The sequence below is a fragment of the Bartonella sp. AD328YNZD genome, assembly GCF_042196425.1.
In genome coordinates this window covers 1-3,897 of the sequence record NZ_JBHIQG010000226.1, presented here as the reverse complement: position 1 = coordinate 3,897, position 3,897 = coordinate 1, and the positions used below count along the sequence as shown (strand labels likewise).

Annotated in this window: 3 protein-coding genes and 1 pseudogene; all 4 read right to left on the bottom strand. The window is 39.8% G+C overall.

The features are described from left to right. Positions 1 to 878 (bottom strand): annotated as a pseudogene (sucA, locus tag ACFIO3_RS09660) (2-oxoglutarate dehydrogenase E1 component); the annotation flags it as partial. A gap of 170 nt (positions 879 to 1,048) precedes the next feature. Then, positions 1,049 to 1,951 (bottom strand): succinate--CoA ligase subunit alpha, encoded by a 903-nt coding sequence (sucD, locus tag ACFIO3_RS09655; protein ID WP_375606078.1) that lies wholly within the window; start codon positions 1,949 to 1,951, stop codon positions 1,049 to 1,051. Between the two features lie 3 nt (positions 1,952 to 1,954). Beyond that, positions 1,955 to 3,151 carry an ADP-forming succinate--CoA ligase subunit beta gene (gene sucC / locus ACFIO3_RS09650; RefSeq protein ID WP_375606079.1) on the bottom strand — a complete coding sequence of 399 codons (1,197 nt, stop codon included), beginning with the start codon at positions 3,149 to 3,151 and terminating at the stop codon, positions 1,955 to 1,957. A 91-nt stretch (positions 3,152 to 3,242) separates the two neighbouring features. Then, positions 3,243 to 3,897 (bottom strand): malate dehydrogenase (locus ACFIO3_RS09645; RefSeq protein WP_375704373.1); only part of this gene is annotated, 655 nt, incomplete at its 5' end.

Below are 3,897 nucleotides of genomic sequence, written 5' to 3'. Positions count from 1 at the left end.
ATAACTTCCCTAACCCCCAAAGCACTACCACATTTGATAATCTGTTCAAGAGCGGGAATCAGCGCCTCACCACCATCGAGTCCAAAACGCTTTGTACCTTTATATTTAGTGTCTAAAAACTGTTCGAATCCCTCTGCCTGAATAAGCTTATTCAGAATAGCTTTCTTGTCTTGTTGTGTGAAAGAATTTTTTTTATCTCGCCCTTCAATGCGTTCTTGAAGCCATACTTTCTGAACCGGATCAGAAACATGCATATATTCCACACCGATTGTTGAACAATAGGTACGATTGAGAATCTCAAGCATTTGCGGAATAGTTGCATATTCCAACCCTAAAACATTATCAATAAAAATGGGACGCTCGTAATCAGCTGGAGTAAAACCATAAGCTTCTGGAGAAAGTTCTTTATAATCTTCTTGTTTTTCGGCCAATTGAAGAGGGTCAAGTTGTGCATGAAGATGTCCCCGTTCTCGAAACGCACGAATCATCATAATTGCATGAACAGAATCACGTGTTGCACGAATAATATCTTGTTCACTGGAAGTTTTTCCATTTTGTGCAACACCTGTTATTGCTTTTTCCTTTAATTTATCGCCAAAATATTTTTCAAGAGAAGACCAATCACCATCAAGAGCAGAAATCAATTCACCCTCTGCTTTTAATGGCCAATGATCACGCTGCCATGTTGCTCCTTCAGCATTTTTAAGAACATCTTCTTTGTTATCATGAAGTCCTTCAAAAAAAGCACGCCACTGTGAATCAACACTGGTAGGATCTTTTTCATATTGAGCATAAAGTTGATCTATATAATCCGCATTCCCACCATAAAGAAATGATGTCTGTGCAAAAAGGCTATTTATTTCGTCCTGCCTTGCCATATACTTCTCCGGAACATTTATTCCGTCTCCTTATATCTCATATCTCTTTTTGATCTTTAAATGCTTACAAACAAGCAGTGATCGAACATTCAAAAAAGTTTTACCTTATTTATACTCAAGCTTTTTCACCTGAATCTAAGAACCTTTTCTTATTCAGGTGAAACTTTCTTTTAGCCTTTCAAAACTGACATCAAAGTCTTACCTATCTGTGATGGCGAAGAAGACACACGAATCCCTGCTGATTCCATTGCCGCAATTTTATCTTCTGCTCCACCTTTACCACCAGAAATAACAGCACCAGCATGTCCCATTGTGCGTCCTGGAGGAGCCGTACGGCCAGCAATAAAGCCAACAACTGGCTTTTTACGACCTTTTCTTGCTTCATCTTGCAGAAACTGTGCTGCTTCTTCTTCAGCAGAACCACCAATCTCACCAATCATAACAATAGACTCGGTTTCATCATCCGCTAAAAACATTTCCAACACATCAATAAATTCAGTACCCTTAACAGGATCGCCACCAATCCCTATAGCAGTTGTTTGTCCGAGACCTTCCTGACTCGTTTGAAAAACGGCTTCATAAGTTAAAGTTCCCGACCTCGAGACAACGCCAACAGAACCTTTTCTAAAAATAGAACCAGGCATAATACCAATTTTACATTCATTTGGTGTAAGAATACCGGGACAATTAGGACCAACAAGACGCGACTTTGAGTTTTCTAATCGCGCCTTTACTTTCACCATATCCATAACGGGAATACCTTCCGTAATACAGATAATTAAACGAACTTCAGCTTCAATAGCCTCTATAATAGCTGCCGCAGCCCCTGCAGGAGGAACATAAATAACAGAAGCATCCGCGCCTGTTTTTTCTTTTGCTTCTGCAACATTAGCAAAAATAGGAAGAGTTTCGCCTTTTGAACCTTCCCATGTTTCTCCACCCTTTTTAGGATTAACGCCACCAACCATTTGCGTACCATGATAAGCAAGCGCCTGTTCTGTATGAAATGTTCCTGTTTTTCCTGTAAGCCCTTGAACGAGAACTTTTGTCTCTTTATTCACAAGAATCGACATAACTTAAGCTCCCTTCACGGCTGCAACAATTTTTTGGGCAGCATCATCTAAATCATCAGCAGGAATAACATTCAAACCACTCTCATTGATAATTGCTTTACCTTGCTCAACATTAGTACCTTCAAGACGAACAACCAAGGGAACCTTTAAACCAACCTCACGAACAGCAGCAACCACACCTTCAGCAATGACATCACAACGCATAATACCACCAAAAATGTTAACCAAAATGCCCTTAACATTCGGATCGGCCGTAATAATTTTAAAAGCAGCTGTCACTTTTTCTTTTGATGCTCCACCACCAACATCCAAAAAATTCGCTGGCTCTGCTCCATAAAGCTTAATGATATCCATTGTTGCCATAGCAAGCCCAGCACCATTAACCATGCAACCAATCGTACCCTCAAGAGCAACATAAGCAAGATCATGCTTTGATGCTTCTATTTCCTTTGGATCTTCTTCTGAAAGATCGCGCAATTCTAAAATATCTGGATGACGAAACAGAGCATTATTATCAAAAGAAACTTTTGCATCAAGAACGCGCAAGTGACCATCTTTCATCACAATAAGCGGATTGATTTCTAAAAGGCTCATATCTTTTTCACAAAATGCCTTATAGAGAATCGGAAAAAGCTTTTCACCATCTTCTCGCGCACTACTTTGTAGTTCCAACGCATCACAAAGTCTTGCACTATCAGCAGAAGTAACACCCTCTACAGCATCAATGGGAAGTGTGAATATTTTTTCTGGTGTCTCTTCAGCAACCGTTTCAATATCCATTCCACCTTCTGTTGAAACAACAAAAGCAATTCGACCAACGCTACGGTCAACCAAAAGTGAAAGATAAAGCTCCCGTTCAATATCGGCACCATCTTCAATATAAAGGCGGTTGACCTGCTTACCCTCTGGACCAGTTTGTTTGGTTACCAAAGTTTTTCCAAGCATTTCTTGAACATTTGCAACAACTTCTTCAACAGATTTTGCAAGCCTAACACCCCCCTTTGCATCAGGACCAAGTTCTTTAAACTTACCCTTACCACGACCACCAGCGTGTATCTGACTTTTAACCACATAGAGAGATCCGGGTAATTTTTCCGCCCATTTTTCAGCTTGCTCTACAGAATAAACAGCGACACCATTTGCAATTGGTGCTCCATATTCATGAAGCAGACGTTTGGCCTGATACTCATGGATATTCATGCATTTGTCCTTTTCTTTTATGGATTATTATTAGTCCTAAAGTTATAATATTCTAAATACTTTAATTTTAATGAACAAAATCCTGTTCAATTTACTTGAGGCTAGGCACAAGAGCAATACAAGCTTCACAAAGCTTTTTAACCGCATTTACTGAATAATCAAAAGCACCTCTTTCTTCTTTATCAAGATCAATTTCAATGACTCGTTCAACACCACCTGCACCAAGTACAACAGGTACCCCAACATAGGTATCATTAACCCCATATTCCCCTGAAAGATAGGCTGCAACAGGCATAACACGCTTAGTATCCTTTAGGTAGGCCTCAGCCATAGAAACAGCAGAAGCTGCTGGTGCATAATAAGCAGAACCTGTTTTTAACAAACTAACAATCTCTGCACCACCATCACGGGTACGTTGAATAATTTGATCAATTCTTTCCTGTGTTGTCCAACCCATTTTAACAAGATCAGGCAAAGAAATACCACCAACTGTTGAATAACGCACCAAAGGCACCATTGAATCACCATGCCCACCTAAAACAAAAGCTGTCACATCTTTGACAGAGACTTTAAGTTCTTCAGATAAAAAGTAACGAAAACGCGCTGAATCCAGAACACCAGCCATACCAACCACTTTATGCACTGGAAGAGCTGAAAATTTCTGCAATGCCCATACCATTACATCAAGGGGATTTGTAACACAAATAACAAAAGCTGAAGGTGCATATTTTTTAATTCCAGCACCA

What these genes read in the sequence shown, in the direction of transcription:
- sucD (WP_375606078.1), bottom strand. Translation starts at nt 1,951, where the DNA reads ATGTCGATTCTTGTGAATAAAGAGACAAAAGTTCTCGTTCAAGGGCTT.
- sucC (WP_375606079.1), bottom strand. Translation starts at nt 3,151, where the DNA reads ATGAATATCCATGAGTATCAGGCCAAACGTCTGCTTCATGAATATGGA.